Consider the following 26,088-nt stretch of genomic DNA (forward strand, 5'->3'; position numbering starts at 1 on the left):
TGGAGCACCTGGAACGCATGGTCGGCATCAAGGACGTGGCGAGACACGCCGGGGTTTCCGTCGGCACCGTGTCGAACGTGATCAACCGCCCCGACACGGTCTCCGAGGAGACCCTGCACCGGGTGCGCGCGGTCATCGACCGGCTCGGCTACGTACGCAGCGAGTCGGCGCGCCAACTGCGCGCGGGACGCAGCCGCATCATGGCGCTGCTCGTCCTGGACATGGGCAACCCCTTCTTCGTGGACGTCGCGCGCGGCGCCGAGCGCGCCGCGCGCGGGGCCGGGCTGCGCGTCATGGTGTGCAACAGCGGCCAGAGCCCCGCCGAGGAGGCCGACTACCTCTCGCTCTTCGCCGAGCAGCGGGTGCACGGCGTGCTGCTCACCCCCGCCGACGCCACCGGCGAGAACATCGAGGCGTTCCGCAGGCACGGCATCCCCTTCGTCCTCGTCGACCGGGTCGCCGAGGGCGCCACGGAGTGCTCCGTCTCGGTCGACGACGTGATGGGCGGCGCGCTCGCCGTCCGCCACCTGATCGACGCCGGGCACCGCAGCATCGCGTACGTGAGCGGACCGCCCGGCCTCAACCAGGTCGCCGACCGCCGCGAGGGCGCGCTCCAGGCGCTCGCCGAAGCGGGTCTGCCCGCCTCGGCGCTGCGCGAGCTGCCGACCGAGCACCTGGACGTGGCCGCGGGCCGCGACGCCGGGGCCCGCATCCTCGGCCTCGCCGAGCGCCCCACCGCCGTGTTCTGCGCGAACGACCTGCTGGCGCTCGGGGTCCTCCAGGCGATGTACGCGGCCGGGGTGCGCGTCCCCGAGGACGTGGCGATCGTCGGCTACGACGACATCGAGTTCGCGGCGGCCGCCGCCGTGCCGCTCACCTCGGTGCGTCAGCCCGCCGTCACCATGGGCGCGATGGCGGCCGAGCTCCTCCTGGAGGAGACGGCGGCGCAGGACGGCGACGCGCACGAGCACCGGCGGGTGGTGCTCGTGCCGGAGCTCGTGGTGCGGCGCTCCAGCCTGGCGCCGCGCTGACCGGATGCCGCACCGAGGCGCCACCGGGGTCCCCGGAGCGGGCAGGACCGGCACGTGTGCTGGACTGGGACCGGAAGATCCGCGCACCCGCCCGCACAGCGCCCAGGAGCAGCCTTGACCGTCACGTACCGCCAGCCGGGAGTCGTCCTCACCGACCGCCGCTTCAGCGTGCCGCTCGACCACGACGATCCGGCCGGGGAGCGGATCGAGCTCTTCGCGCGCGAAGTGGTCCCGGCCGCCCGCGGCGGCGCGGACCTGCCCTGGCTCGTCTACCTCCAGGGCGGCCCCGGCTTCGGCGCCACCCGCTTCAGCGGCCGCGAGTCCTGGCTCGACCGCGCCCTGCGGGACTACCGGGTCCTCCTGCTCGACCAGCGCGGCACCGGCAGCTCCACGCCCGCCAACCGGCAGACGCTGCCGCTGCGCGGCGGCCCGCGCGAGCAGGCCGACTACCTCGCCCGTTTCCGCGCCGACTCCATCGTCCGCGACTGCGAGACCATCCGCCCCGAGGTGACCGGCGGCGCCCGCTGGACCGTGCTCGGCCAGAGCTTCGGCGGCTTCTGCGCCACGCACTACCTCTCGGCTGCGCCCGAAGGACTGGCCGGCGCCCTCATCACCGGCGGCCTGCCCGCCCTGGACGGGCACGCCGACGACGTGTACCGCGCGGCCTACCCGCGGATGGCGCGCAAGAGCGCCGCGCACTACGCCCGTTACCCGCAGGACGTCGAGCGGGCGCGCGCCGTCGCCGCCCACATCGCCGAGCACGAGCCGGTCCTGGACGGCGGCTACCGGCTGACCGTCGAGGCCTTCCAGTCGCTCGGCATGCTCCTCGGCACCGGTGACGGCAGCCACCGCCTGCACTACCTCCTGGAGGACGCGTTCGTCCGCACCCCGGCCGGCACCGAACTCTCCGACGCCTTCCGGGAGAACCTGCGGACCGCCCTCTCGTACGCGGGCAACCCCCTCTTCGCCGTCCTGCACGAGGCGATCTACGGCCGGGACACACGCCCCACGGCCTGGGCGGCCGAGCGGGTGCGCGCCGAGTTCCCGCAGTTCGACCCGGCGAAGACGCTGGCCGGTGACGCGCCCCTGCTGTTCACCGGGGAAGCCGTGCAGCGCTGGATGTTCGACAGCGACCCGGCACTGCGCCCGCTGCGCGAGACCGCCGAGCTGCTCGCCGCGCGCACCGACTGGCCGCGCCTGTACGACCCGGAGCGCCTCGCCGCCAACGAGGTGCCGGTGGCCGCGGCGGTCTACCACGACGACCTGTACGTCGACACCGAGCACTCCCTGCGCACCGCCCGCGCCATCCGCGGCCTGCGCACCTACGTCACCGACGAGTTCGAGCACGACGGGCTGCGGGTCAGCGGTCCGCGCGTACTGGACCGGCTCCTGAAGCTGCTGCACGGCGAGGCCTGACCGGGCGGCGGGGGGAGGGCCCGGTCCCGGTCGTCCCCCGGCCGTCGTCGGACCCCGGGGATAAGCTGAGAATCATGACCGAGCCGCAGCATGCAGCCCCTCCCGCCGACCAGCTCACGCCCATGCCCGAGGACTGGCGGCGCGCGCTCGCCGTCGTCGCCCACCCGGACGACCTGGAGTACGGCTGCGCGGCGGCCATCGCGGGCTGGACGGACGGCGGCCGTGAGGTCACGTACGTGCTAGCGACCCGTGGCGAGGCCGGCATCGACACGCTCGACCCCGCCACCTGCGGACCGCTGCGCGAGCGCGAGCAGCGGGCGAGCGCGGCCGTCGTCGGCGTGGACGCCGTGGAGTTCCTCGACCACAAGGACGGCGTCGTCGAGTACGGCACCGCGCTGCGCCGCGACATCGCCGCCGCGATCCGCAGGCACCGCCCCGAGCTCGTCATCACGCTCAACCACCGCGACACCTGGGGCGGCGTCGCCTGGAACACCCCCGACCACGTGGCGGTCGGCCGCGCCACGCTCGACGCGGCGGCCGACGCGGGCAACCGCTGGATCTTCCCCGAGCTGATCGCGGAGCAGGGCCTGGAGCCCTGGAACGGCGTGCGGTGGGTCGCCGTCGCCGGTTCGGCGACGCCCACGCACGCCGTGGACGCGTCGGCGGGCCTCGAGCGCTCGGTGGCCTCGCTGCTCGAACACCGCACGTACATCGAGGCCCTGACGCAGGAGGACCCCGAGAAGTACTGCCGGACGTTCCTCACCGGCAACGCGCAGGCGGTGGCACCGCGCTTCGGCGGGAAGCCCGCGGTGGCGTTCGAGGTCTTCGGCCGCTGAGCCCCGGACCGCGGGTCCGGCGCGAGGCACGGGACCGGACCCGCCGCCGCGCCGGAGCCCTTCAGTCGGGACGCCCGCGCCCCTAGTCTGACGACCCATGGCCTGACGGGCCATCAGAAGCGTCGGTGCAGGGGAGCGCGGATGATCGACACCATCGGCACGGACATCCCGGCGGGCGAGGAGCGGCTGCGCCTCGACGTCGAGGACGGCCTGGGCGTCCTGACCCTCTGCCGCCCGGGCAAGCTCAACGCGTGGAGCTGGGAGTCCACCCGGCAACTCGGCCTGATGGCCGACCGGATCCGCTTCGACGACTCGATCCGGGCGGTGCTGCTGCGCGCGGAGGGCCGGGCGTTCTGCGCGGGCATCGACATCACGGCGCCGGGCGGCGCGATCACCGGCCGCTCCGGCGCGGAGCGCACCCGCAACTACTACGAGGCGATGCGCTGGGTGCACGAACGCTTCCGCGCCTTCGCGGAACTCCCGCAGCCGGTCGTCGCCGCCGTGCAGGGCTACTGCCTGGGCTTCGGCTTCGAGCTCGCGCTCATGGCGGACGTCCGGATCGCGGCGGACGACGCGGTCTGCGCGCTGCCCGAGGCGCAGCTCGGCGTCGCCGTGGACGCGGGCGGCGACCTGCGCATCGCGCGTGAGGCCGGCGCGGGCTGGGCCAAGCTGCTCGCGCTGACCGGGCGCCGGCTCGACGCGGCCACCGCCGAGCGGCTGCGCCTGTTCCAGCAGGTCGTCCCCGTCGCCGAGCTGGCGCGGACGGCCCGGTCCGTGGCCGCCGAGATCGCGGCGAACGCGCCGCTCGCCGTGCAGGGCATCAAGCGCGGCATCGACGCGTACGCCGACGCGGGGATGGCGGGCGCGCTCGACCGCGTCGCGATGAACGCGGCGATCACGCTCACCTCGGAGGACTCCCGCGAGGGGTACGGGGCGAAGGCGGCCCGGCGGCCGGCGTCGTTCCAGGGGAAGTAGGGCGGTGCGGCGGAGCCGGGGCGCGGTGGTCCGTGCCGTCAGCCGGTGAACGGGCCCCGGCCCAGTTGCTCCCGCACCGTCACCACCGGCGGGCTCACCAGGCCCCGGCGCTGCCAGTTCGCACCGTCGACGACCAGCGTGTGGCCCGTGACGAACCGGGCGTAGGGCGAGGCAAGAAACGTCGCGGCCCAGCCCAGTTCGCGGGGCAGGCCGACGCGGAGGGCGGGCTGCCTGCCGTCCTTGTCCCGCGCCCGGTCGAGGTTGCCGCGGATGTCCGCGGTCATGTCGTCGTGCGGCATCAGGCCCGGCACGAGCCCGTTGACCTGGATGCCGTACGGCCCCCACTCCACCGCGAGGGTCTCCACCAGGCTCTTCACCCCCGCCTTCGCCGCCGCGCTGTGGGCGAAGCCGGGCCCGCCCGTCCAGGCGTACGACGCCCCGACGTCGATGACCGAGCCGGGGGTGCCCGCGGCCAGATGGCGCCGGCCGAACTCACGCGTCATCAGGAACGTGCCGGTGAGCGTGATGTCGACGACCGAGCGCCAGGCGCCGGGGGACATGTCCTCGGCGGGGACGGGGAAGTTGGCGGCCGCGTTGTTCACCAGGACGTCGGGCAGGCCGTACGCCTCCTGCGCCGCGTCGAAGACCTCCGCGACGCGGTCCGCGTCCCGGATGTCGCAGACCGCGGTCGCCACGCGCCCGCCCAGCTCCGCCAGTTCGTCCCGTGCCGCCGCCAGCCGGTCCTCCTTGCGGCTCGCGATCACCAGATCGGCGCCGAGCCGCGCGAACTCGGCCGCGACGGCCTTGCCGAGCCCCGTGCCGCCCCCGGTGACCAGCACGACCGTGCCGTCGTACGTGCCGGGCGGCAGCGCGCTCGCGCCCGGCGGGGGAGGCGGGGGCAGACCGGGCAGGGCGCCCGCCGACGGCCCGGGGCCGCCCGGGTCGGCCCGGCCCTCCGCTCCGGTGTGCCGGGTGCCGCGCGGGCCCTGGCCTGTTCCGAGATCCGCTCCGTCGTCCGTCATGCGCGCATCGGTACCGCGTACGGGGCGAAACCGCCATGCCCGCGGCGGCCTCCATGCGGCGGCCCCGACGCGCCGACCGCCGTGCGGAGGGGCGGCGGGCGGAGGCCCTGGCTACGGCGCCACCAGCCCGTGCGCCCGCTCGCCCGCCACCGCGCGGGCCACCACGGCCTCCGTCCGCGGGGTGAAGACCCCCGCCCGGCGCAGGGCGGCCGTCGCGTCGATGTCGGCCATCACGAGCTCGGCGTTGATGGTGGTGCCCGCCCGGTGCCCCGCGCTCGCCGCGTTGATCACCTGCTCCATGGGGCCCGCGGCGTTGCCGACGGCCCAGACGCCCGGGACGCTGGTGCGGCCCGTCTCGTCCACCGCCGGGTACGGGCCGACCGGGGTGTCCCTGAGCCGGGCGCCGAGCGCGGTCAGCAGCCCGTCGCGCGGCACCGGCCGCGCGGCGACGAACAGCACCGAGCGGGGGACGATCCGGCCGTCGGCGAGCCGCACCCCGGTCAGTCCGTCGTCCCCGACCTCCAGGCCGGCGACCTCGCCCTCCACCACCTGGACCCCGGCGGCCGCGAGGCGCTCCCACTCGGCGTCCGGCAGGTCCCCGACGGTGTGCAGGAAGAGCGTCACGTCCTTCGACCACTGGGTGACCAGCAGCGCCTGATGGCTGTGGAACGGCTCGGACGCGAGCACGCCGAAGGGCTGGTCCCGCACCTCCCAGCCGTGGCAGTAGGGGCAGTGCAGCACGTCGCGGCCCCAGCGCTCGGCGAGCCCCGGCACGCCGGGCACCCGGTCGACCAGCCCCGTCGCCACGACGACCCGGCGCGCGTGCACCGCCCCGCCGTCGGCCAGCGACACCCCGAACTCCCCGGCCCCGTCCGGCGTCACTTCCTCCACCCGGTCCCGGACCACCTCCACCCCGTACCGCGCGAGCTCCCGCCGCCCCTCGGCGAGGAACTCGGCGGGCGGCATGCCGTCCCGCGACAGGTAGCCCTGCATGTGCGCGGCGGGCGCGTTGCGCGGCTCGCCCGCGTCGACCACGAGGACCCGCCTGCGGGACCTGCCGAGCACGAGCGCCGCGCTCAGCCCTGCCGCCCCGCCGCCGACCACCACCACGTCGTACGCCCGGACCTCTCCGTCGTTCCCGCCCTGCGCACGCCGTGCGGTGCCTCGTCCCACGCTCTCGTTCTCGTTCTCGATCTCGTTCCGGGTCACGGTGACCACCTCCACGGGCACTGTCGCCCCCGCGGTGCGATTTCGACAAGCAGCTTTGCTGTTCCCGCAACAAGGGGCATGATGGGGACATGAGCGAAGAGACGGCGGAGCCGGCAGCGATGGACCAGATCCTCACCGAGGTCGGCCCGCGGCTGCGGCGGATCCGCAAGGAGCGCGGCGCCACCCTCGCGGGACTCTCCGGCGCCACCGGCATCTCGGTCAGCACCCTCTCCCGGCTGGAGTCCGGCCACCGCAGGCCCAGCCTCGAACTGCTCCTGCCGATCGCCCGCGCCCACCAGGTCCCCCTGGACGAGCTGGTCGGCGCCCCGCCGGTGGGCGACCCGCGGGTGCGGGCCAAGCCGATCGTGCGGCACGGCCGCACCATGCTCCCGCTGACCCGCCAGCCCGGCGGCCTCCAGGCGTACAAGGTGGTCGAGCCCGCCCGCACCACCGCACCGCCGGACCCGCAGACCCACGAGGGGTACGAGTGGCTGTACGTCCTGTCCGGGAAGCTCCGCCTGATCCTCGGCGACCACGACGTGCTGCTCGGCCCCGGCGAGGCCGCGGAGTTCGACACCCGGGTGCCGCACTGGTTCGGGGCGACGAGCGAGGGCGGCGCGGAGTTCATCAGCCTCTTCGGGCCGCAGGGGGAACGCATGCACGTACGGGCGCGCCCCACACGCAAGGAGGACGCCGGCTGACCGGCCCCACGGGACTGTTCCCCTCAGGGCAAGCGACCGCTTAGTATGCGGACGAGCCCGGTCTACGACAGCCCCCGTGGAGGCCCCGCATGCAGGCATGGCAAGTGCACGAGAACGGCGAGCCGGGCGAGGTGATGCGCCTCGCCGAGGTGGACCGCCCCACGCCCGCAACGGGGCAGGTGCTGCTGAAGGTCCGCGCCGCGAACATCAACTTCCCGGATGCGCTGCTGTGCCGGGGGCAGTACCAGGTCAGGCCGCCGATGCCGTTCACGCCCGGCATGGAGATCTGCGGCGAGACCGAGGACGGGCGGCGCGTGATCGCCAACTCCGCACTGCCGTACGGCGGTTTCGCCGAGTACGCCGTCGCGGACGCCGCGGGACTCCTCCCGGCGCCGGACGCGCTCGACGACGCCGAGGCGTCGGCGCTGCACATCGGCTACCAGACCGGCTGGTTCGCCCTGCACCGCCGCGCCCACCTCCGGGCGGGCGAGACCCTCCTGGTGCACGCGGCCGCGGGCGGCGTCGGCAGCGCCGCGGTCCAGCTCGGCAAGGCCGCGGGCGCGCGGGTCATCGGTGTCGTCGGCGGCGCGGACAAGGCGCAGGTGGCCCGTGAACTCGGCTGCGACCTGGTCCTCGACCGACGCACGGACGACCTCGTCGGTGCCGTCAAGGAGGCGACCGGGGGCCGCGGCGCCGACGTGATCTACGACCCGGTGGGCGGCGACGCCTACGCCAAGTCCGCCAAGTGCGTGGCCTTCGAGGGCCGCATCGTCGTCATCGGCTTCGCCAGCGGCACGATCCCCACACCCGCGCTCAACCACGCCCTCGTCAAGAACTACTCGATCGTGGGCCTGCACTGGGGCCTGTACAAGACCAAGGACCCGGACCTGATCCTGCGCTGCCACGAGGAGCTGTCCCAACTGGCGGCCAAGGGCGCCATCAAGCCGCTGATCAGTGAGCGCGTGGAGCTGGCCGGTGCCGCGTCCGCCGTGCAGCGCGTCGCCGACGGCGTCACCACCGGCCGGGTCGTCGTGCTGCCCCACGGGCTCCCGCAGGAACTGCCGCACGGAGGTGCCGCATGACGACCGACGCCACAGAACTGCGCACGCGCACCCGGGAGTTCCTCGCCGCGCACCCGCCGGCCACCACGGACCGCGCCGACTTCCTCGCGGCCCGCTTCGACGCCGGTCTCGCCTGGGTGCACTACCCCGAGGGCCTCGGCGGCCTCGGCGCGCCCCGCTCGCTGCAGGCCGTCGTCGACGCCGAACTGGAGGCCGCGGCAGCCCCCGACAACGACCCGCGCCGCATCGGCATCGGCCTCGGCATGGCCGCGCCGACCGTGCTCGGCTTCGGCACCGACGAGCAGAAGCGCCGCTTCCTGCGCCCCCTGTGGACCGGCCGGGAAGTGTGGTGCCAGCTCTTCAGCGAGCCCGGCGCCGGATCCGACCTCGCCGCGCTCGGCACCCGCGCCGTCCGTGACGCGGCGAGCGGCGACTGGGTGGTCAACGGCCAGAAGGTGTGGACGTCCAGCGCCCACACCGCCCGCTGGGCCATCCTCATCGCCCGCACCGACCCGGACGCGCCCAAGCACCGGGGCATCACGTACTTCGTGTGCGACATGACCGACCCGGGCGTCGACGTACGGCCGCTGCGCCAGATCACCGGCGAGGCCGAGTTCAACGAGGTGTTCCTCACCGACGTGCGCATCCCCGACGCGCACCGCCTGGGCGAGGTCGGCGACGGCTGGAAGGTCGCCCAGACCACGCTCATGAACGAGCGCGTCTCCATCGGCGGCATGCGCATCCCGCGCGAGGGCGGCATGATCGGCCCCGTCGTCCGGGCCTGGCGCGAGCGCCCCGAGCTGCGCACCCACGACCTGCACCAGCGACTCCTGAAGCTCTGGGTGGACGCGGAGGTCGCCCGCCTCACCGGGGAGCGGCTGCGCCAGCAGCTCGTCGCGGGCCAGCCGGGCCCCGAGGGCTCCGGCATGAAGCTCGGCTTCGCCCGCCTCAACCAGGAGATCAGCGGCCTGGAGGTCGAACTCCTCGGCGAGGAGGGCCTGCTGTACGACGACTGGACCCTGCGCAGGCCCGAGCTCGTCGACTTCGTGGGCCGCGACGCGGGCTACCGCTACCTGCGCTCCAAGGGCAACAGCATCGAGGGCGGGACCAGCGAGGTCCTGCTCAACATCGTCGCCGAGCGCGTCCTCGGCCTGCCCGCCGAGCCGCGTACCGACAAGGACGTCGCGTGGAAGGACCTCGCCCGATGAGCGCGCAGAGCACCCAGGACCCGCAGCCCGACCTGCTCTACTCCGAGGAGGAGGAGGCGCTGCGCTCCGCGGTGCGCGACCTGCTCGCCGACCGGTGCGACGCCGGCGCCGTCCTCGCCCGCATCGAGTCCCCGGCGGACGGCGTGCCCTACGACCGTGGGCTGTGGAAGGCCCTCGCCGACGGCATGGGCCTCGCCGGGCTCCTCGTGCCTCAGGAGCGGGGCGGCCAGGGCGCCACCCACCGCGAAGCGGCCGTCGTTCTGGAGGAGTTGGGCCGCGCCGTGGCGCCCGTGCCCTACCTCACCAGTGCCGTCGTCGCCACCGAGGCGCTGCTCGCCTGCACCGGGAGCGAGGCCGCCGACCTGCTCGCGGCGCTCGCCGCCGGGCGCACCGTCGGCGCGCTCGCGGTGAGCCTCGCCGTCGCGCCCGGAGCCGCCTTCCAGCGGGTGCGGAGTGCGGCGGGCGCCCTGCACGGGGAGCTGACCGGCATCGCCGACGCGTCCTGCGCCGACGTCCTGCTCGTGCCCGCCGACGGCGGACTCTTCGCCGTCGACACGGCACAGGACGGCGTCACCGTCACCCCGCGGACCTCCCTCGACCTCACCAGGCCGCTCGCCACGGTCACCTTCGACGGGGCCCGCGCACGCGAGCTGGCGCCGGACGCGGGCCCGGCCGTCCTGCGGGCGCTGCGGGCCGGCGCCGCGCTGCTCGCCTCGGAGCAGCTCGGGCTCGCCGAGTGGTGCCTGACGGAGACCGTCCGGTACACCAAGGAACGCAAGCAGTTCAACCGGCCCGTCGGCTCCTTCCAGGCACTCAAGCACCGCCTGGCCCAGCTCTGGCTGGAGGTGGTCAACACCCGCGCCGCCGCCCGCAACGCCGCGGGCACCCTCGCCGCGGACGGCGCCGACGCGGATGTCGCGGCCGCCCTCGCCCAGGCCTACGCGGCCCCCGTCGCGGTGCGCGCCGCCGAGGAGGCGCTCCAGTTGCACGGCGGCATCGGCATGACCTGGGAGCACCCGGTGCACCTCCGTCTGAAGCGCGCCAAGGCCGACTCGATCGCCTACGGCACGGCGGGCCGGCACCGCGAGGCGCTGGCCGCCCTGGTCGACCTGCGGGCCCCCTGACCACCCCCGCCCTGTTCGATGCAGCCCGCACCTACCAGGTGCGGGCTGCGCGTTTTACGCCCCCATTACGTAAGGCATAATTGCGAGCTGTTCGCAATAACAGCTGATCTTCAGTAGGGGTGTGGAGCATGAGGGCCCGATCGATACGGGGCGCAGGCGCGATGGCGACGGTGGCCGCGATAGCGGTCGCCGCCTCCGCCTGCTCGGCGCCGGGCGACGGCGGCGACGGCGCGAAGGACTCCGCGGTCGTCGGCATCGCGTACGAGCCCGAGACCCTCAGCCCCCTCCTCGGCTACGGCAAGGACGGCAACTCGAAGATCTTCGACGGGCTGCTCACGCACGACGCCGACATGAAGCTCAAGCCCGCCCTCGCGGCCGAGCTGCCCAAGGTCGCCGACGACGGCAAGACCTACACCTTCCCGCTCCGCAAGGGCGTCACGTTCAGCGACGGCAAGCCCTTCTCGGCCAAGGACGTCGTCTTCACGTACGAGACGATCCTCGACAAGAAGACCAACAACGCCGCCAAGACCGAGCTGGACGCCGTCAAGAGCGTCGAGGCGAAGGGCGACGACACCGTCGTCTTCCACCTCAAGTACCCCTACGCGCCGTTCGCCGAGCGCACCGTCCTGCCCATCGCGCCCGAGCACGTCGCGGGCAAGCAGGACGTGAACAACGGCTCCTTCACCACCAAGCCCGTCGGCACCGGCCCCTACGAGCTGGTGAAGTGGTCCAAGGGCGAGAAGCTGACCTTCAAGGCCAACCCCGACTACTGGGGCGGCGCGCCGAAGGTCAAGAACTTCACCATGGCGATCATCAAGGACGACGACATCCGCGCCACCCGGCTCGACGCCGGTGAGCTCGACGGCGCGATCCTGCCGCCCAACCTCGCCAAGAAGTACAAGAACGACAGCGGCAAGAACAGCTACGCCGCCAAGACCTTCGACTACCGCGTGGTGACGCTGCCCACCGGCAACAAGGTCGCCGGCGACACCGCCGTCCGCCGCGCCCTGGACGTCGGCGTGGACCGCAAGGCCATGGTCGACTCGATCCTGTACGGCGAGGGCAAGGAGGCCTACGGGCCCGTCCCGACCGACAGCCCCTGGTTCACCAAGGGCACCGAGCGCACCTTCGACGCGGCCAAGGCCAGGAAGATCCTCGACGACGCCGGGTGGAAGCCGGGCAAGGACGGCATCCGCGAGAAGGACGGCGTCCAGGCGACGTTCCCGCTCTGGTACCTCTCCGGCGACAAGCTCCGCCAGGACCACGCCCTCGCCTACGCCTCGGACGCCAAGAAGCTCGGCATCAAGGTCAAGGTGCAGTCCGGCACGTGGGAGGTCATCGAGCCCCGCATGCCCAAGGACGCGGTCCTCGCGGGCGGCGGCTCCCCGGCCGACCCCGACTTCGACCAGTACACCCTGCTGAAGTCCTCCCTCGCGGGCGACGGCTTCAACAACATGGCGCACTACGACAACCCGAAGGTCGACAAGGCCCTGGAGGACGCCCGCAAGAGCGGCGACCACGCCGAGCGCCAGGCCGCCTACGACACAATCCAGCGCGAACTGGTGAAGAACCCGGGCTACACCTTCCTCACCCACATCGACCACCTCTACGTCGTCGACAAGAAGTTCGGCGACCTGAGCACCCAGGTCGAGCCGCACGACCACGGCCTGGCATCCGGCCCCTGGTGGAACGTCGAGGACTGGCAGCCCGAGAAGTGACACCGGCGATATCGAAGGCCCCGGGCCGGGCGGCGCGCCGTCGCCCGCCCTGGGGGCCGATGGCCCGGCTCGCTGGCCGGCGGGCCCTGTTCGCCGTGCCCGTGCTGCTCGTCGTCACCTTCGGCGTCTTCGCCGTCGCCGCCGCCTCGCCCTTCGACCCCGTCAAGGCGTACGCGGGCACGGCCGGGCTCACCGCGTCCCAGGAGAACCTCGACCAGCTGCGCGCCAACCTCGGCGTCGACCGGCCGCTCGCCGCCCGCTGGTGGGACTGGCTGACCTCGGCGCTCTCCGGCGACCTCGGCGACTCCAGCACCCTGCGCCAGCCCGTCGCGGACGCCATCGGCGAGCGCATCGGCTGGTCCGTGCTGCTCGCCGCGACCGCCTTCCTCGTCGCGATCCTGCTCGGCACCGCACTCGGCGTGCTCGCCGCCCGCCGCCCCGGCGGCTGGCTCGACCGTGCCGTCACCTCCCTCGCGTACACCCTGGAAGCGGCGCCGCCGTTCTGGCTCGGCCTGCTCGCCGTCTGGCTGTTCGCGCTGAAGCTGGGCGTGCTGCCCTCCGGCGGCCTCACCGACACCGCGAGCTCGACCGTGACCGCGGGACAGGTCGCGCGTCACCTGGTGCTGCCCGCGGGCGTCCTCGCCATCTCCCAGCTGCCCTGGTTCGTGCTGTACGTGCGCCAGGGCGTCGGCGACGCCCTCGGCGACGACCCGGTGCGCGGGGCACGCGCGCGCGGCCTCGCCGAGCGGACCGTGCTGCTCGGCCACGCGCTGCGCTCCGGCATGCTGCCCGTGCTGACCCTCATCGGCTCGCGGGTGCCCGAACTGATCACCGGGGCGCTCCTGGTGGAGACCGTCTTCAGCTGGCCGGGCATCGCCGCGGCCACCGTGCAGGCCGCGACCTCCGTGGACTTCCCGCTGCTCGCCGCGCTCACCGCGCTCGCCACCGTCGCGGTCCTGCTCGGCAACCTCGTGGCCGACCTCCTGTACGGCCTCGCCGATCCGAGGGTGGGTTTCGATGGCTGAGCCGGCCGGCATCGTCTGGCGCGCCCGGGGCGGCCCGCGCCGCTCCACGCGCGCGTGGCGGGTACGCACCTCCGCGGTCCTCGTCGCCGCCGTCGTCCTCGCCGTGCTGCTCGTGCCGCCGCTCGTCCACCTCGACGAGCAGGCCGTCGACCTCGCGGCGAAACTGCGGCCGCCCTCGCCCGCGCACCCCTTCGGGACCGACGACGTCGGCCGCGACCTGCTGCTGCGGTGCGTCTACGGACTGCGCGTCTCGCTGCTCGTCGGCGTCGTCGCGGCCGTCGTCGCCACCGTCATCGGCACCGCCGTCGGCGCGCTGGCCGCCGCCTCCGGCGGGTGGGTGGACCGGATCGTGATGCGGCTCGTGGACGTCTTCGCGTCCGTGCCGCACCTGCTGCTCGGCATCTTCATCGTCGCGATGTTCCGGCCCGGGGTCTGGCCCGTCGTCGTCTCCGTGGCGCTCACGCACTGGCTCTCCACGGCCCGCATCGTGCGCGCCGAGGTCCTCTCGCTGCGCTCACGGCCCTACGTCGACGCGGCGATCTCCGGCGGGGCCTCCCGGCTGCGCGTCGCCGTCCGGCACCTGCTGCCCGGCGTCCTGCCGCAGGCCGGCCTCGCCGCCGTCCTGATGGTGCCGCACGCCATCTGGCACGAGTCGGCGCTGTCCTTCCTCGGCCTCGGCCTGCCCACCCACCAGGCCAGCCTCGGCACGCTCGTGCAGAGCGCGCGCGGCTCGCTCCTCGCGGGCGACTGGTGGCCGACGCTCTTCCCCGGCCTGTTCATCATCGTGCCCACCCTGGCGATCGCGGGCCTCGCGGGCGCCTGGCGGGAGCGGATCAACCCCCGGCGCCGATCGGAGCTCATGCTGTGACGGTCCCTGCCCCGACCCCGGTCCTGTCCGTCCAGGGCCTGTCCGTACGGTTCCGCATGCGCGGCGGCCGGCACGTCAGCGCCGTCACCGACGCCACCTTCGACCTCGCCGCGGGGGAGTGCCTCGCCCTGGTCGGCGAGAGCGGCTGCGGCAAGTCCGTGCTCGCCTCCGCGCTGCTCGGCCTGCTCCCCGAGAACGCCGAGACCGCCGGTGCCGCCCTGATCGGCGAGCCCGGCGGCCGGGACCGCGTCGACCTGCTGACCGCCGACGAGCGCACCCTGGCCCGCACCGTGCGCGGGCGGCGCGTCGGCCTCGTACCGCAGAGCCCGGCCGCGCACCTGACACCGGTGCGCACCGTGCGCTCCCAGCTGGAGGAGACCCTGCGCGAGCTCACCGGGGCGCGGCGGCCGACGCTGCGGGCCGCCGCGGAGGCGGCGGCCGAGCGCGCCGCGTTCCCCGCGGGACACCTCGACCGCCACCCGCACGAGCTGTCCGGCGGCCTCGCGCAGCGCGCCGCCACCGCGCTCGCCCTCATCGGCGACGCGCCGCTGCTGCTCGCCGACGAGCCGACCACCGGACTCGACCGGGACCTGGTCGACCGCACCGTCGACGAGCTGCGCCGGCACGTCGGCGACCACCGCGCGCTGCTCCTGATCACCCACGACCTGGCCGCCGCCGAGCGCATCGCCGACCGGGTCGCCGTGATGTACGCGAGCCGGGTCGTCGAACTCGCCGACGCCGCCGACTTCTTCGGCACCCCGGGGCCCCGGCACCCCTATGCCCGGGGACTCCTGAACGCCCTGCCGGAGCGCGCGTTCACGCCCGTGCCCGGCATGCCGCCCGAGCTGGCCGCGCTGCCCGCGGGATGCGCCTTCGCGGCGCGCTGCGAACGGGCCGACGCGGCCTGCGGAACGCTGCCCGCGCTCACCGGCGGCACGGCCTGCCACCACCCCCACGCGGACGTGCTGGAGGCGCCCCGTGCTTGAACTGCGCGCCATCACCGCCGGATACGACCGGCGCGACCCGGTCTTCCGCTCCGTGGACCTCACGCTCGCCCCCGGCGAGTCCGTCGGACTCCTCGGGCCCAGCGGCTGCGGCAAGTCGACGCTGGCCCGGGTCGCGGCGCTGCTGCACCGGCCCGACGCCGGGCAGGTCGTCATCGACGGGGAGCGGGCCGCGGGCTGGCGCCACCGCGCCCCGCGCGAGCAGCGCACCGCCTTCGGCGTGGTCTTCCAGCAGCCACGGCTCTCCGCCGACCCGCGCCTGACCCTCACCGACCTCATCGCGGAACCCCTGCGCGCCGTGGGCCGCGGCGCCGAGGCGGCCGCCCGCGTCGCCGAACTGACCCCCGTCGTCGGCCTCGGCGTCGACCTCCTGCGGCGACGCCCCCACGAGGTCAGCGACGGGCAGCTGCAGCGGGCCTGCCTGGCGCGGGCCCTGGTGCTGCGCCCCCGGTGGCTCATCTGCGACGAGATGACCGCGATGCTCGACGCCTCCACGACCGCCGCGCTGGTGCACGCCGTGGAGGAGTACCGCGCCGAGTCCGGGGCGGGCCTGCTCGCCGTCGGCCACGACCGGGTCCTGCTGGAGCGCTGGTGCGGGCGCACCGTCCAGTGGGCCGACCTGGTCGCCTAGGGCGTGTTGCGAAAGTCCCGTCCTAGCGGGGCACCACCCGCACGTCGGTCCCGCCCCGGCGGATCGCCCCGACCTCCTGCTGCGCGAGCCCGTCGTCCACCACCAGCAGGTCGAAGTCGGAGAGCGGAGCCAGCGCGTACAGGCCGTCGCGGGTGAACTTCGTGTGGTCGGCGAGCAGCACCCGGCGCGTGGCCGCCGCCATCATCGCGCGCTTGACCTGCACCGTCTCCGGAGACGTGTGGTAGCAGCGGCCGCGCGTCACGGCCGTCGTCGACATGAAGAGGACGTCCGCGCGAAAGGCCTCCACACTGTCCGCGGTGTGCAGGCCCATGAAGGCGTCGTACGCCGGGAAGTAGCTGCCGCCGAGGGCGATCAGGGAGACGCCGGGCTCCTTGGCGAGCGCGGTGATCGCGGGCAGCGAGTTGGTGATGACGGTCAGCGGCGTCCGCTCGGTGAGCAGCCGCGTCAGGTGCAGACAGGTGGTGCTGTCGTCCAGGAGCACGGTCTGACCCGGCACCAGCTCCCGGGCGGCGGCGCGGGCCAGCTGCTGCTTCGTCTGCGCCATCGTCGACATGCGCTCGGCGACACTGCCGTGGAACTGCGCGGACGGCAGCCCCGTCGCCCCGCCCCGCACCTTGCGCAGCCAGCCCTGCGACTGCAGGAAGTCCAGATCCCGGTGGATCGTCATCAGGCTGACGCCGAACTCCTCGGCGAGATCTCCCGCGCGCACGAAGCCGTTCGCCACCACCGCCTCGCGGATGCGGCCGCGCCGCACCTCGCGCACGTCCGCCCGGTCCGCACCCGCCACGCCGTCCACCCGCCTTCGCCCGCGCCACCCGTGTGAAATGCCCGAGTGATGATCTCATGTATTTCACAGCGGGAGCGGGCCCGCGCCGGGACGGCACGGCGGTCGGCGGACCGGGACCCAAGTCCTTCTCACACGGCGAAAGTCCCTGGTCGCGGGAGATGACGGCAGGTCATTGACGACGTATTTCGGCCAACTGTTAGCTCGGCCCCGACGGCACACGCCGTCGCCATCGCCGACCACGCCGACCCACGTCAGCAAGGGGAGCTTCAATGACGAACACCCCGAACACCCCGAACACCCCGAACACACCGAGCGCCCCGAGTTCGGTCTTCACACGACTCGGCATACCGCCCGCCCTCTCCTGGGGGTACCTGGGGCTGCTGATCTTCATGACCGGGGTCGGCATCGAGGCCGGCTACCTCTCGCCGTACCTGGAGAGCCTCGGCATCCCCGCCGCCGGCGTCGCGATGGTCTTCACCGTGTACGGCGTCACCGGCGCCGTCGCCGCCTGGTTCGCCGGAGCCCTCTCCGACCTGTGGGGCCCGCGCCGCGTCATGTGGCTCGGGCTCGTCGCGTTCGCCGTCACCCACGTCTTCTTCCTGACGGTGGCGATCCCCAGCAAGGCGTACCCGCTGCTGCTCCTGGGCTACGGCCTGCGCGGCCTCGCCTTCCCGCTCTTCGCCTATGCCTTCCTCGTGTGGATCGCGGCGGTCGCCCCGCAGCGCCAGATGGGCAGCGCCATGGGGTGGTTCTGGTCGGCGTTCTCCGCCGGACTGCCCACCCTCGGCTCGCTCACCGCCAGCCTGCTGATCCCGCACATCGGGGAACTCGGCACCCTGTGGGCCGCGCTCGGCGTGGTCGTCGTCGGCGGACTCGTCCCGCTGCTCCTGATCCGCGAGCGCACCGGCTCCGCGCGGCTGGCACCGGCGGGGGAGAGCCCCCTGGCCGGCCTCGTCGGCAGCCTGACCATCCTCTACCGCAACCCCCGGGTGGGCGCGGGCGCGACCGTGCGGATGCTCAACACCGCGTCCCAGTTCGGCTTCCTGGTCATGCTGCCCACCTGGTTCGTCTCCGAGATCGGGCTCTCGAACGCCCAGTGGCTGCGGCTGCTCGCCCTGATGTTCGCCACCAACATCGTCACCAACCTCGTCTTCGGCATGGTCGGCGACAAGGTCGGCTGGCGCACCACCGTCGCCTGGTTCGGCGGCGTGGGCTGCACCCTGTCCACCCTCGTCCTCTACTACGTCCCCACCGCGGTCGGCTCGCAGTACGCCCTGTGCGTCCTGGTGGCCGTCCTGTACGGCGCGACGCTCTCCGGGTACGTCCCGCTCTCCGCGCTGATGACCGCCATCGCCCCCACCCACAAGGGCCAGGCCATGGCCGCCCTGAACCTCGGCGCCGGGGCCTCCACCTTCGTCGGCCCGCTCGTCGTGAGCCTCTTCCTCGGGCCGCTCGGGGTCGGCGGCGTCGTGTGGATCTTCGCCGGGTTCCACGCGGTCAGCGCGCTGCTCGCCCTCGCCCTGCGGACCACCGCCCCCGCCCCGGCCGCCGCCACCCCCGGCCCGGATCCCGTCGGCCCTGGCACCGCCACCGAGTCCGCGGTACGCCTGCCACAGCAGCTTCCCGCCGACACCCCGGCCCACGTCGGCGCCTCCGCCACGAAGGGACTGTGACCCATGTCCGTACTCGCCATCGACGTCGGCACCACAATGATCAAGTCCGTCGTCTTCGACGACCAGGGCAACGAACTCGCCGTCTCCCGGCTCGCCACCGAGGTGCACCGCCGTCACCCCGGCTGGGCCGAGCAGGACATGGACACCGTGTGGAACGCCGTCGTCTACACCGTCCGCAACGCCCTGTCCGACATCACCGACCCCGTCTGGCTGGTGACGTTCACCGCGCAGGGCGACGGCGCCTGGCTCGTCGACGCGGCGGGCCGCCCCACCGGACCCGCCATCCTGTGGTCCGACGGCCGCGCCGGCGACATCCTCTCCCGCTGGGAGCACGAGGGCGTCCTGGACGAGGCATTCCGCCGCAACGGCTCCCTCACCTGCAGCGGCATGCCCAACGCCCTCTTCAGCTGGCTCGGCTCCCACGACCCGCAGCGCCTGGCGCGGTCGGCCGCCTCGCTGACCGCTGCGGGCTGGCTGTTCCTGCGGCTGACCGGCGTCACCGCCATGGACGAGTCCGACGCCTCCGCGCCCTTCCTCGACCACGCCACCGGCGACTACGACCCCGGGATCGTCGCCCTGTTCGGTCTCACCGCGTACGCCAGGCTGCTGCCCAAGGTGCTCGGCGAGCAGGAGCGCATCAGCGAGATCACCACCGAGGCGGCGGCCCAACTCGGCCTGCCTGCCGGGCTTCCCGTCGTCATGGCGCCCTACGACATCGCCGCGACCGCCCGCGGCGCGGGCGTCGTCAACCCGGGTCAGGCGTGCAGCATCCTCGGCACCACCCTCTGCACGGAGATCGTCCGCAAGGACGTCGACACCAGCGGCGAGCCCTCCGGCATCAACATCGCCTACCGGGGCCGCGAGCGCGTCCTGCGGGCCTTCCCCACCCTCAACGGCGCCGAGGTACTGAACTGGGCCGCCCGCACCCTGCACGTCGAAGGCCCCCCGGAGCTCGCCTCGCTGGCGTTCACCGGGTCCCGGCCGGGCGCCCGCGGGCTGATGTTCCTGCCCTACCTCTCCCCGGCGGGCGAGCGCGCCCCCTTCCTCGACCCGCGCGCCCGCGGCTCCTTCTGGGGCCTCTCCCTGGAACACACCCGCGCCGACCTGGCCCGCGCCGTCTTCGACGGCCTCTCCCTGGTCCTGCGCGACTCCCTGGTCGCCTCCCGCACCGCGGTCACCGAACTGCGGCTGTGCGGCGGCGGCGCCAACAGCGCCGAGTGGTGCGCGCTCATCGCCGACGCCACCGGCGTCCCGACGGCCCGCTCCGGCGACACCGAACTCGGCGCCAAGGGCGCCTTCCTCACCGGCCTCGTGCTCAGCGGCGCCGAGTCCAGCATGCACAGCGCCGCCGCCAAGTACGTCCGCATGCGCGCCAGCTGGGAGCCGGACCCGGAGCGCTCCGCCTACTACGCCGGCCTCTACGAACAGTTCCTGACCTGGCGCACCCTGGCCCGCGACGCCGGCTGGAGCGCCGCCACCGCCACCGCCCCCGTACCCGCCCCCCGAACGGCACCCGAGCAAGGAGCACACCGTGCCTGACCAACCACCCCAGGGCGCCGCACTGCCCGAGGACGCCGTCTGGCTCGGCCTGGACCTCGGCACCCAGAGCGCCCGCTGCGTCGCCGTCGACTCCACCGGACAGGTGCTCGCCGCCGCCTCCCGGCCGCTCACCAGCCACCGCGAGGGCACCCGCCACGAACAGGACCCCGAACAGTGGTGGAGCGCCCTCGCCGAGGCCTGCCGCGCGGCCCTCTCCGGCATCGCCGCCGACCGGGTGCGCGGCCTCGCGCTCGACGCCACCTCCGGCACGATCCTGCTGGCCGACGCCACCGGCGCGCCGCTCACCCCGGGCCTCATGTACGACGACGGACGCGCCGCCGAACAGGCCGCCCGCGCCAACGAGTCCGGCGCCGAGGTCTGGCGCGCGCTCGGCTACCGCTCCATGCAGCCGTCCTGGGCGCTGCCCAAACTGCTCTGGCTCCTGGACCACGAACCCGCGGCGGCCGGTACGGGGGTCCGGCTGCTGCACCAGCCCGACCTGATCACCTGGCGGCTCGCCGGGCACCAGGTGGCGAGCGACGCGAGCCACGCCCTGAAGACCGGCTACCACCTCACCGAGGAGCGCTGGCCCGAGCGCGAGCTCGCCGGACTCGCCGTCCCACCGAGCCTGTTGCCCGAGGTCGTGCGGCCCGGCAGCGTCCTCGGCACGGTCTGCGCCACGGCCGCGGCCGCGACCGGCATCCCCGAGGGCACCGCGATCGTCGCGGGCATGACGGACGGCTGCGCCGCCCAGATCGGCGCGGGCGCCCTCACCCCCGGCGCCTGGAACTCCGTCCTCGGCACCACCCTCGTCTTCAAGGGCACGAGCCCCCACCTGGTCCGCGACCCGGGCGGCGTCGTCTACTGCCACCGCGGCCCCGGCGACACCTGGCTGCCCGGCGGCGCCTCCAGCAGCGGCGCGGGCGCCATCGCCCGCGAGTTCCCGGGCGCCGACCTGGACGACCTCACCGCCCGCGCGAGCCGGTGCGCGTCCGACGCGGTGGCCTACCCGCTGGTCTCCACCGGCGGCGAACGCTTCCCCTTCCGTGCCCCGGACGCCCGCCCGTTCGTCCTCGGCGACCCCGCCGACGACGCCGAGCGCTTCCACGCCCACCTCCTGGGCGTCGCCTGCGTCGAACGGCTCTGCTTCGACTACCTCGACCTGATCGGCGCCCCCGTCGACGGCCCGCTCACCCTGACCGGGGGCGGCGCCCGCAACCGGTACTGGAGCGGGCTGCGTGCCGACGTCCTCGGCCGGCCCGTACGGGTGCCCGAGCAGGCCGAGGGCGCCATCGGCATGGCGGTGCTCGCCGCGACCTCGGCGGGCGTCCGGGTCAGGGACGCCGCGGCCGCCATGGTCCGCATCGGCGAGGAGATCCTCCCCGACCCGGCGCGCACCGCCCGCCTGCTCCCCGTCTACCTCACCTTCGTCGACGAACTGGCCGCACGCGGCTGGCTGGAGACCGCCGTCGCCGACCACGCGCACCGCCGCGCCCACCCCACCCCGCACACTCCGGAAAGGCCAGGTCAGTGACCGACTTCATCCTCGTACGCCATGGGGAGACCGTCTGGCACGACGGCAACCGCTATGCGGGACGCACCGACATCGAGCTGACCTCGCGCGGCCTCCTGCAGGCCGCCGCGCTCGGCGCCTGGGCCGCGGGGGAGCGGATCGACGCCGTGGTCAGCTCCCCGCTCGGCCGCGCCCGGCGCACCGCCGAACCCGCCGCCCAGGCCCTCGGCCTCGTGCCGCGCGTCGAGGAACGCCTCATCGAGGTGGACTTCGGGCGCGGCGAGGGGCTGACCCGCGCCGAGATGCACGAGCGGTTCCCCACCGAGCTCGCCGCGTTCCTCCGCGACCCCGTCGCCCGCCACCTGCCCGGCGGCGAGGACCCGCGCGCGGCGGCCGAGCGGGCGAGCGAGGCCCTCACCGACCTCGCGGCCGCGTTCCCCGACGGCCGCGTCCTCGTGGTCGCCCACTCCACCCTCGTACGCCTCCTCCTGTGCCACCGGCTGGGCATACCGCTGGCCGACTACCGGCGCGTCTTCCCCGAGCTCCACAACGGCGCCCTCACCGAACTGCGGCTGCGCGACGGACGGATGTCGCTGCTGCGCCTGAACGCGCCCGCCGCCGTCGCCCCCGTCCCCGCCGTCTGACCCCCACCAGAAAGAAGCCCCCCATGAGCACCACCGTCCTTGCCGCAGGCGACCACTTCGTCCTCCCGCGCCTGCTGGGCGACGCGGTCCGTTCCGCCACCGCCGACTCCGGACCGGTCGACGTACGGGAGCTCACGCTGCCCTGGCCGCACACGCCCTTCGGGCCCGTCGGCGAGGTCGTCGAGGCGTCCGGCACCGAGGACGAGCTCATCGCGGCGCTGCAGGGCGCCCAGGTCTGCGTCACGCAGATGGCACCGCTGACCGAGCGCGTCCTCGCCCACTGCCCCGACCTGAAGCTGATGTGCGTCAGCCGCGGCGGACCCGTCAACGCCAACCTGGCCGCGGCCACCCGGCACGGCGTCGCCGTCTGCTACGCCCCCGGCCGCAACGCCGTCGCCACCGCCGAACACACCCTGACCCTGCTCCTGGCCGCCGCCCGCGGCGTCGGCGACACGCACACCGACCTGCGCCACGGCGTCTGGCGCGGCGACTACTACGACTACGACAACTGCGGCATCGAGATCGAGGGCGCCACCGTCGGCCTCGTCGGCTACGGCGCCATCGGCAGCCGCGTCGCCAAGGTCCTCGCCGCCATGGGCGCGCGGGTCCTGGTCCACGACCCCTACGTGCGCCCCGAGCAACTGGCGGGCGTCGCCGAGCAGGTGGACCTCGACACGCTGCTCACCCGCTCCCGCATCGTCTCCCTGCACGCCCGCGTGACCGACGAGACCACCGGCATGATCGGCGCCCAGCAGATCGCGCGGATGCCCCGCGGCTCCGTCCTCGTCAACTGCGCCCGCGGCGCCCTGCTCGACTACGAGGCGGTCTGCGACGCCCTGGACGCGGGCCAGCTCGCGGGCGCCGCCTTCGACGTCTACCCGCAGGAGCCGGTTCCGACCGACTCGCGCCTCCTGAAGACCCCCGGCATCGTCATGACCCCGCACATCGCGGGCGGCAGCCAGGAGGTCGCGCACAAGGCCGCCCGGATCGTGGCGGGCGAGGTCGGCCGCTTCCTGCGCGGCGAACCGCTCGCGCACTGCGCCAACCCGGAGGTGCTCGCCGCACGGGCGTGAACGCCGGGCGTCGATAGCGCCAACTCCCGTACGGACGGGGTGTTCCGGCACGGGCGGGGTGTTCCGGCACGGGCGGGGCCGCATACTCACTGGGGTTCCGCCCGTCGTCGTACCCGGGCGTCGCATCCGGCGCCGCCCCCACCCGCCCTTCGGGAGGCAGACATGGCCCTCACCACCCGTCGCAGAGCCCTCACCACCTTCGGTGCCGCCCTCGCCGGCAGCGTCGCGCTGCCCGCCCACGCCCACGCGGGCGGCCACCACCCCCGGCCCCGCCCGCTGATCCGCGCCCACGCCCACAACGACTACGAACACCCCCGGCCGCTGCTCGACGCGCTCGACCACCGCTTCGGCAGCGTCGAGGCCGACATCTACCTCGTCGACGGGCAACTCCTCGTCGCCCACGACCCGGTGGACCTCGACCCCACCCGGACCCTGGAGTCCCTCTACCTGAAGCCGCTGGCCGCCCGCGTGCGCGCCCAGCACGGCTCGGTGTACCGCGGCCACCACCGCACGCCGTTCCAACTGCTCGTCGACATCAAGACCGAGGGCGCCTCGACGTACGCCGAACTGCACCGCAGGCTGCGGCCCTACCGGCGGCTGTTCACCACGTACAGCCACGGCAAGGTGCGGCGCTCCGCGGTCACCGCCGTCGTCTCCGGCGACCGGGCGGCCCGCGCGCCGATGGCGGCGCAGCGCGTCCGGTACGCCTTCTACGACGGCCGCCTGGCCGACCTCGACGCGGCGGCGCCCGCCTCGCTGATCCCGCTCATCAGCGACAACTGGTCGCTCAACTTCACCTGGCAGGGCACAGGTCCGATCCCCGCCGCCGAACGCGACAAGCTGCGCGGCATCGTCTCCCGGGCCCACGCGCGCGGGCGCCGCGTGCGCTTCTGGGCCACGCCCGACCTGCCGGGCCCCCAGCGCGACGCGGTCTGGGACGAACTGCTCGCCGCGGGCGTCGACCACCTCAACACCGACGACCTCGCGGGCCTGGAGGCCTTCCTCGACGCGCGCGGCCGGTGACCGCCGGGAAGAGGGCTCCCCGCCAGTAACACCCGTTCGGGGGACAGGTCAGGAGCCCGGACGGGCCCTCCGCTACGCCACACTGACGGCCGAACGCCGCGGTGTCGCGTGGCGGAGGAGGTACTTCCGATGGCCGTTTCGATCTCTGTCTTCCTGCTGCTCCTGATCCTCGCGGTGGTCTTCCTGCGCAACGGAGCCCTGAAGCTCTCGCACGCGCTGGTCTGCACGCTGCTCGGCTTCTACCTGGCGAGTTCCAGCGTGGCCCCGACCATCCACGACGGGGTGACGGGGACCGCCCGCCTGGTCAGCACCATCCAGCCGTGAACCGCCGTCCCGCCGTGATCGTTCTTTGCGGCTTCGTGAACAACTGACGCTGTTTCATGGACACTTCAAGAGGTGGGCCCTAGCTTCGGCGCATGTCCAGCAGATTGCGCCGCCTCGTTCCCGTCAGCGCCGTGGCCCTGGCCGTGTCCCTCGCGGTCCCCGCGTACGCCGACGAGATACCCAGGGCCCCCGGGCACCGGCTCGTCGAGCAGTACCAGGGCGCGCCGGCCGACGCCCGTCCGCTGCCCGGCACCCCGCCGCCCCAGCACCCCTACCTCGCCGCCAACGGACGCAGCGGCATGCACGCCGACGCCGCGGGCAGCGGCACCTACCCCTGGAGCGGTCCGCTCGGGAAGCGGCCCGCCGTCGACAGCGAGAAGATGGCCGCCCTCGGCGGCGAGTGCGCGACGGTCACCTTCGACCGGGACGGGCGCATCGTCACCGTGTGCGGCACCTTCACCGGCTTCCTGGTCAAGCTGCTCGACCCCAAGAGCCTCGACACCCTCGCCGAGTACAAACTGCCGCAGCGCCCCTCGACCGTCGAGGCGATCACCCGCCTCGACTTCTCCAGGATCTTCAAGGACACCTCCGGCGGCGCCTATTCGTACCTCGACAACGAGGACCGGCTGGTCCTCGCCGACTCCCGCCAGCACATCGTCCGCCTCGCCCACGAGCGCGCCGCCGACGGCACCTGGCGGTTCGTCGTGGACAAGGACTGGGACCTCACCGGGCACGTCCCGCACGACTGCGTCAGCTGGACGAACCTCTACCCCAGCGGCGAGTGCGACCCCGTCACCTCGGTGATGCCGGACTGGGACGGGCGCATCTGGTGGGTGACCCGGCAGGGCCGCGTCGGCACCGTGGACCCCGAAAGCGGCGACATCCGCTCCATCCGGCTGGCGGGCGAGGAGATCCAGAACTCCTTCTCCGTCGCCAAGGACGGCGTCTCCATCGTCTCCGACCACGCCCTCTACAGCTTCGAGGCCACCGCGGACGGCACCCCGAAGGCCGTCTGGCGCCAGACGTACGACCGGGGCACCGGCACCAAGCCCGGCTCGGTGAACCAGGGCTCCGGCACCACGCCCGACCTGTTCGGCGCGCACGACGACTACGTGGCGATCACCGACAACGCCGACGACCGCATGAACGTCCTGGTCTACCGGCGCGGCGCCGACGTGCCGGACGACGAGCGCCTGGTCTGCAAGGTCCCCGTCTTCGGCTCCGGCGCCTCCACCACCGACAACTCCCTGATCACCTGGGGCGACAGCCTGGTGGTGGAGAACAACTACGGCTACGAGAACATCACCTCGCTCACCTTCGGGCGCAGCGTCGTCGGCGGCGTCAGCCGGGTCGACGTCCGCGCGGACGGCAGCGGCTGCGACACGACGTGGGAGAGCCCGGTGCGGGCCCCGTCCACGGTGCCGAAACTGTCCACCGCCAACGGGCTGCTGTACTTCTACACGAAGGAGCCCAACAGCCTCGGCATCGACGCCTGGTACCTGACCGCCGTCGACTTCCGCACCGGCGACACGCGCTGGAAGCAGCTCGCCGGTACGGGCATCGCGTACGACAACAACTGGGCGCCGGTGACGCTGGGTCCCGACGGCACGGCCTACGTCGGTGCCTTCAACGGGCTCGTGGCGGTGCGCGACACGCAGTGAC

The 26,088-nt window shown here is 74.1% G+C and carries 24 protein-coding genes; 21 read left to right on the top strand and 3 right to left on the bottom strand.

The window, feature by feature from the left end; translation table 11 throughout:
* Positions 1-8 precede the first annotated feature (8 nt).
* The 4 genes from ACFYXE_RS20765 (at position 9) to ACFYXE_RS20780 (ending at position 4,258) form a co-directional block, all read left to right on the top strand.
* Entirely contained in the window at positions 9-1,031 is a 1,023-nt protein-coding gene (locus ACFYXE_RS20765) for a LacI family DNA-binding transcriptional regulator (RefSeq protein ID WP_389314668.1), read from the top strand.
* Positions 1,032-1,145: 114 nt separating this feature from the next.
* A complete protein-coding gene (locus tag ACFYXE_RS20770; RefSeq protein ID WP_389314349.1) occupies positions 1,146-2,447 on the top strand; it encodes an alpha/beta fold hydrolase in 1,302 nt (433 codons plus the stop codon).
* 74 nt (positions 2,448-2,521) lie between these two features.
* The gene (locus tag ACFYXE_RS20775; protein WP_389314351.1) at positions 2,522-3,283 is read left to right on the top strand and encodes a PIG-L deacetylase family protein; all 762 of its coding nucleotides are present in this window, start codon (positions 2,522-2,524) and stop codon (positions 3,281-3,283) included.
* A 141-nt stretch (positions 3,284-3,424) separates the two neighbouring features.
* The gene (locus ACFYXE_RS20780) at positions 3,425-4,258 is read left to right on the top strand and encodes an enoyl-CoA hydratase/isomerase family protein (RefSeq protein WP_389314353.1); all 834 of its coding nucleotides are present in this window, start codon (positions 3,425-3,427) and stop codon (positions 4,256-4,258) included.
* A gap of 38 nt (positions 4,259-4,296) precedes the next feature.
* Here ACFYXE_RS20780 and ACFYXE_RS20785 read toward each other — a convergent pair whose 3' ends face one another.
* Together ACFYXE_RS20785 and ACFYXE_RS20790 are read right to left on the bottom strand one after the other, a co-directional pair.
* The gene (locus ACFYXE_RS20785) at positions 4,297-5,280 is read right to left on the bottom strand and encodes an SDR family oxidoreductase (protein WP_389314355.1); all 984 of its coding nucleotides are present in this window, start codon (positions 5,278-5,280) and stop codon (positions 4,297-4,299) included.
* 111 nt (positions 5,281-5,391) lie between these two features.
* Entirely contained in the window at positions 5,392-6,453 is a 1,062-nt protein-coding gene (locus tag ACFYXE_RS20790) for an NAD(P)/FAD-dependent oxidoreductase (protein WP_389314670.1), read from the bottom strand.
* 125 nt (positions 6,454-6,578) lie between these two features.
* Here ACFYXE_RS20790 and ACFYXE_RS20795 point away from each other — a divergent pair, with 125 nt between their 5' ends.
* From ACFYXE_RS20795 to ACFYXE_RS20835, 9 genes are all read left to right on the top strand, one after another.
* A complete protein-coding gene (locus ACFYXE_RS20795; RefSeq protein ID WP_361170938.1) occupies positions 6,579-7,190 on the top strand; it encodes an XRE family transcriptional regulator in 612 nt (203 codons plus the stop codon).
* An 89-nt stretch (positions 7,191-7,279) separates the two neighbouring features.
* The gene (locus tag ACFYXE_RS20800) at positions 7,280-8,272 is read left to right on the top strand and encodes an NADPH:quinone oxidoreductase family protein (RefSeq protein ID WP_389314358.1); all 993 of its coding nucleotides are present in this window, start codon (positions 7,280-7,282) and stop codon (positions 8,270-8,272) included.
* A complete protein-coding gene (locus tag ACFYXE_RS20805; protein ID WP_361170931.1) occupies positions 8,269-9,459 on the top strand; it encodes an acyl-CoA dehydrogenase family protein in 1,191 nt (396 codons plus the stop codon). The genes ACFYXE_RS20800 and ACFYXE_RS20805 overlap by 4 nt, the downstream gene beginning before the upstream one ends.
* A complete protein-coding gene (locus ACFYXE_RS20810; protein ID WP_389314360.1) occupies positions 9,456-10,583 on the top strand; it encodes an acyl-CoA dehydrogenase family protein in 1,128 nt (375 codons plus the stop codon). The genes ACFYXE_RS20805 and ACFYXE_RS20810 overlap by 4 nt, the downstream gene beginning before the upstream one ends.
* Positions 10,584-10,711: 128 nt before the next feature.
* Positions 10,712-12,301 carry an ABC transporter substrate-binding protein gene (locus ACFYXE_RS20815; RefSeq protein ID WP_389314362.1) on the top strand — a complete coding sequence of 530 codons (1,590 nt, stop codon included), beginning with the start codon at positions 10,712-10,714 and terminating at the stop codon, positions 12,299-12,301.
* A 59-nt stretch (positions 12,302-12,360) separates the two neighbouring features.
* Positions 12,361-13,326 (top strand): ABC transporter permease, encoded by a 966-nt coding sequence (locus ACFYXE_RS20820; protein WP_389314364.1) that lies wholly within the window; start codon positions 12,361-12,363, stop codon positions 13,324-13,326.
* The gene (locus tag ACFYXE_RS20825) at positions 13,319-14,194 is read left to right on the top strand and encodes an ABC transporter permease (protein WP_361170919.1); all 876 of its coding nucleotides are present in this window, start codon (positions 13,319-13,321) and stop codon (positions 14,192-14,194) included. The genes ACFYXE_RS20820 and ACFYXE_RS20825 overlap by 8 nt, the downstream gene beginning before the upstream one ends.
* 56 nt (positions 14,195-14,250) lie before the next feature.
* Complete coding sequence (locus tag ACFYXE_RS20830; RefSeq protein WP_389314672.1) at positions 14,251-15,180, top strand: ABC transporter ATP-binding protein; 930 nt, start codon at positions 14,251-14,253, stop codon at positions 15,178-15,180.
* Positions 15,173-15,829: an ABC transporter ATP-binding protein gene (locus tag ACFYXE_RS20835; RefSeq protein WP_389314367.1), complete on the top strand. Its 657-nt coding sequence runs from the start codon at positions 15,173-15,175 to the stop codon at positions 15,827-15,829. Before ACFYXE_RS20830 ends, ACFYXE_RS20835 begins: the two co-directional genes overlap by 8 nt.
* A gap of 22 nt (positions 15,830-15,851) precedes the next feature.
* Here the strand turns inward: ACFYXE_RS20835 and ACFYXE_RS20840 are convergent, their stop codons facing one another.
* Complete coding sequence (locus tag ACFYXE_RS20840) at positions 15,852-16,637, bottom strand: DeoR/GlpR family DNA-binding transcription regulator (RefSeq protein WP_389314369.1); 786 nt, start codon at positions 16,635-16,637, stop codon at positions 15,852-15,854.
* Between the two features lie 269 nt (positions 16,638-16,906).
* Here ACFYXE_RS20840 and ACFYXE_RS20845 point away from each other — a divergent pair, with 269 nt between their 5' ends.
* The 8 genes from ACFYXE_RS20845 (at position 16,907) to ACFYXE_RS20880 (ending at position 26,087) form a co-directional block, all read left to right on the top strand.
* Positions 16,907-18,310, top strand: coding sequence for an MFS transporter (locus ACFYXE_RS20845; protein WP_389314371.1), 1,404 nt, complete (start codon positions 16,907-16,909; stop codon positions 18,308-18,310).
* 3 nt (positions 18,311-18,313) lie between these two features.
* Positions 18,314-19,849: an FGGY family carbohydrate kinase gene (locus ACFYXE_RS20850; protein WP_389314373.1), complete on the top strand. Its 1,536-nt coding sequence runs from the start codon at positions 18,314-18,316 to the stop codon at positions 19,847-19,849.
* Positions 19,842-21,383 carry an FGGY-family carbohydrate kinase gene (locus ACFYXE_RS20855; protein WP_389314375.1) on the top strand — a complete coding sequence of 514 codons (1,542 nt, stop codon included), beginning with the start codon at positions 19,842-19,844 and terminating at the stop codon, positions 21,381-21,383. The genes ACFYXE_RS20850 and ACFYXE_RS20855 overlap by 8 nt, the downstream gene beginning before the upstream one ends.
* Positions 21,380-22,006: a histidine phosphatase family protein gene (locus ACFYXE_RS20860; protein WP_389314377.1), complete on the top strand. Its 627-nt coding sequence runs from the start codon at positions 21,380-21,382 to the stop codon at positions 22,004-22,006. The genes ACFYXE_RS20855 and ACFYXE_RS20860 overlap by 4 nt, the downstream gene beginning before the upstream one ends.
* Before the next feature lie 23 nt (positions 22,007-22,029).
* Positions 22,030-23,079, top strand: a complete 1,050-nt coding sequence (locus tag ACFYXE_RS20865) for a 2-hydroxyacid dehydrogenase (protein WP_389314379.1) — start codon at positions 22,030-22,032, stop codon at positions 23,077-23,079.
* A 162-nt stretch (positions 23,080-23,241) separates the two neighbouring features.
* Positions 23,242-24,102 (top strand): phosphatidylinositol-specific phospholipase C/glycerophosphodiester phosphodiesterase family protein, encoded by an 861-nt coding sequence (locus ACFYXE_RS20870; protein WP_389314381.1) that lies wholly within the window; start codon positions 23,242-23,244, stop codon positions 24,100-24,102.
* A gap of 129 nt (positions 24,103-24,231) precedes the next feature.
* Entirely contained in the window at positions 24,232-24,426 is a 195-nt protein-coding gene (locus tag ACFYXE_RS20875; RefSeq protein WP_361170907.1) for a hypothetical protein, read from the top strand.
* Between the two features lie 92 nt (positions 24,427-24,518).
* Positions 24,519-26,087: a hypothetical protein gene (locus tag ACFYXE_RS20880; RefSeq protein ID WP_389314383.1), complete on the top strand. Its 1,569-nt coding sequence runs from the start codon at positions 24,519-24,521 to the stop codon at positions 26,085-26,087.
* The last annotated feature ends 1 nt before the right edge of the window (position 26,088 follow it).

Source organism: Streptomyces sp. NPDC002564 (assembly GCF_042889645.1).
Lineage (GTDB): Bacteria > Actinomycetota > Actinomycetes > Streptomycetales > Streptomycetaceae > Streptomyces.

Excerpts from the sequence above, each read along its gene's own strand:
- ACFYXE_RS20830 (WP_389314672.1), top strand. The coding sequence starts at position 14,251 with ATGCGCGGCGGCCGGCACGTCAGCGCCGTCACCGACGCCACCTTCGAC.
- ACFYXE_RS20815 (WP_389314362.1), top strand. The coding sequence starts at position 10,712 with ATGAGGGCCCGATCGATACGGGGCGCAGGCGCGATGGCGACGGTGGCC.
- ACFYXE_RS20785 (WP_389314355.1), bottom strand. The coding sequence starts at position 5,280 with ATGACGGACGACGGAGCGGATCTCGGAACAGGCCAGGGCCCGCGCGGC.
- ACFYXE_RS20850 (WP_389314373.1), top strand. The coding sequence starts at position 18,314 with ATGTCCGTACTCGCCATCGACGTCGGCACCACAATGATCAAGTCCGTC.
- ACFYXE_RS20845 (WP_389314371.1), top strand. The coding sequence starts at position 16,907 with ATGACGAACACCCCGAACACCCCGAACACCCCGAACACACCGAGCGCC.
- ACFYXE_RS20820 (WP_389314364.1), top strand. The coding sequence starts at position 12,361 with ATGGCCCGGCTCGCTGGCCGGCGGGCCCTGTTCGCCGTGCCCGTGCTG.
- ACFYXE_RS20875 (WP_361170907.1), top strand. The coding sequence starts at position 24,232 with ATGGCCGTTTCGATCTCTGTCTTCCTGCTGCTCCTGATCCTCGCGGTG.
- ACFYXE_RS20800 (WP_389314358.1), top strand. The coding sequence starts at position 7,280 with ATGCAGGCATGGCAAGTGCACGAGAACGGCGAGCCGGGCGAGGTGATG.
- ACFYXE_RS20780 (WP_389314353.1), top strand. The coding sequence starts at position 3,425 with ATGATCGACACCATCGGCACGGACATCCCGGCGGGCGAGGAGCGGCTG.
- ACFYXE_RS20805 (WP_361170931.1), top strand. The coding sequence starts at position 8,269 with ATGACGACCGACGCCACAGAACTGCGCACGCGCACCCGGGAGTTCCTC.
- ACFYXE_RS20870 (WP_389314381.1), top strand. The coding sequence starts at position 23,242 with ATGGCCCTCACCACCCGTCGCAGAGCCCTCACCACCTTCGGTGCCGCC.
- ACFYXE_RS20810 (WP_389314360.1), top strand. The coding sequence starts at position 9,456 with ATGAGCGCGCAGAGCACCCAGGACCCGCAGCCCGACCTGCTCTACTCC.
- ACFYXE_RS20795 (WP_361170938.1), top strand. The coding sequence starts at position 6,579 with ATGAGCGAAGAGACGGCGGAGCCGGCAGCGATGGACCAGATCCTCACC.
- ACFYXE_RS20775 (WP_389314351.1), top strand. The coding sequence starts at position 2,522 with ATGACCGAGCCGCAGCATGCAGCCCCTCCCGCCGACCAGCTCACGCCC.
- ACFYXE_RS20880 (WP_389314383.1), top strand. The coding sequence starts at position 24,519 with ATGTCCAGCAGATTGCGCCGCCTCGTTCCCGTCAGCGCCGTGGCCCTG.
- ACFYXE_RS20825 (WP_361170919.1), top strand. The coding sequence starts at position 13,319 with ATGGCTGAGCCGGCCGGCATCGTCTGGCGCGCCCGGGGCGGCCCGCGC.
- ACFYXE_RS20865 (WP_389314379.1), top strand. The coding sequence starts at position 22,030 with ATGAGCACCACCGTCCTTGCCGCAGGCGACCACTTCGTCCTCCCGCGC.